The organism is Ruegeria sp. N11 (assembly GCF_056531525.1).
In genome coordinates this window covers 1-1931 of the sequence record NZ_JBQFLX010000069.1, presented here as the reverse complement: position 1 = coordinate 1931, position 1931 = coordinate 1, and the positions used below count along the sequence as shown (strand labels likewise).

At 56.4% G+C, this 1931-nt stretch carries 1 protein-coding gene; it reads right to left on the bottom strand.

What is annotated here, in order from left to right; genetic code table 11:
• Positions 1–1838, bottom strand: a 1838-nt coding sequence (locus tag ACR0J8_RS24185) for a DUF3604 domain-containing protein (protein WP_480527959.1), incomplete at its 3' end; no start/stop codon positions are given.
• Positions 1839–1931: the final 93 nt, after the last annotated feature.

Sequence of the window (1931 nt, the reverse complement as noted above, 5' to 3'; positions counted from 1 at the left end):
TCTGGAGTATACCAGATTGGCGAAGTGTAAGCGCGCTCCTGTGTTGAGGTAGGCACATCTGCGGGCAGTTCGTCCCCGAACCGAACGGCATCGTAAACTGTCCACCTGGGCGTTGGAATTTCCAGAATACGAACGTAGTAGAATGCCCGCAATGACGGATCGAAGTCGGGATCCTTCCAAACCGTCAATAGCTCCGGAGAACCGATTGAGTTGGTGAACGTACCCGTTGCGACATCCACGGTGTTACCCACTGCCTGTAGATTGCCATCGGCATCCGGTTGCCTGTCTCCCGACCATGCCACGTCATACACCTGCTCTTCCGTGTCGCCGTTGGCATCTACCCAACCCTTCACAACTTGAACACGGTCGAGATTGCCGGAATACGGGTCCTTGAGAGCCGCAATAAGGAATGTCGGTGCATCTGCGCCCTCGGGCACTTCCGAGAGGTCGCCGCCCATGGGAACGCCCTTTTCGTATCCTATTTCGGCGGGCAGACGTGATCGCGCGTCCTCCTCTGTGAAGTCCCAGCCACCAAAGAAACGAACCGTTATGCGGCTGCCGGTTGTTCCATAAACTTCTTTGCGCTCCATGGCGTCGAATATGGCTTCGCGTGTGTTGTCTTCGGCCCAAACCGCTGCGTAGCCAGAGGCTGCCATTTCCCAGCCGAGGATCCTCAACGCGTCAAATTCGCCAACGACATGCTGCCATCGACCGGGCTCCGGCTCGACGCCGGAGTGCTTGCCAAAGAAGTTGTCCTCTTCCGCCGTCGCCAACGCGGTATGGCTGTCGGTCGAACCCACGACACCGAATTTGTACGGATTGGTACCAAGTTGCGCTTCCAGCTTGAGACCGTTCTTCAGAGCTTCGCGGGCATATTCGTACTGAAGCATCCAATCTTCTTTTGGCGTCGGGCCAAGGTTGGATTTATCCCAGGTTTCATAGTCCGCAAATTCATCGTTCGGGCTCAGGAACGGATGGGTTTCCCCATCACCCTTGATCTGGGTGATCTCGTACATCGGTTCCCATTTCGCGCGCCGTTCAGCGTAGTCCGCCGTCAATGGCTCACCCGTTTCCGGATTGGTCTCGACTGGAAACATAAGGCCGTTGGAAACGTTGCCGTTGTGGGCAAGGGCCAGAACACGACCGCCGGTTTCCATTTCATATGTTTCCATCCAGTCCCACAGCTTTTCCGGATTAAAGGTTTCTGCGGTCGTGAAGGGCAGCATTTGCCGTGCGCGAATGGCATCATCACGGTAAATCACGTTGCGATGGAGGTTGTTGCCGGCTTCGGTGGATGTCCATTCGTATCCGATGAACGCAGTAAACGTACCGGGGTCGTCGTGATGATCGGCGGTTTGCGTGAACTCGTCCCAAACGGACTGCACGAACCTGCGATCCGACACAGCCTCGGGAAGGGCTTCCCCGGTAATCCCGGCAAATGTCTCAATGACCTCCATAGTCGCACCGAGAGCAACGTCTCCACCTGCATTAAGTCGTTCGCTCCAATCTCGAAGCGTTGGATCACGCATCAGCGTTGAGTTTCCCGCAATGATTTCATTCATTGCCCCCATGGCATCCGAATGGTCGGAAACAACAAGCCAGTCGAGCGGACGCGACAGTTGTACGCGGAGGCCGTGTGATGTCGTGACCTCCTCACCCCGTGCAAATCGATAAGCGTCATCCGGGCTCAGGATGACCCCAAATCCGCGCGCATCCAGCGAATTGGACGTGTGCAGGTGGGTATCGCCCCACAGCGGACGAGTCGGAAAATCGCGCCCGGCATAGGGCGAGAAATCTGCGGGCGCGGGTTCGCGCATATCGTCAACCGATATGGTCATCTCCCCGACCTGCCCACCTTGTGCGGCCTCCTGAGCATTGGAAGAGGTCGCACAGAATGCGACAGAAACAATTGCTGTCGATGTCAGAAAAAA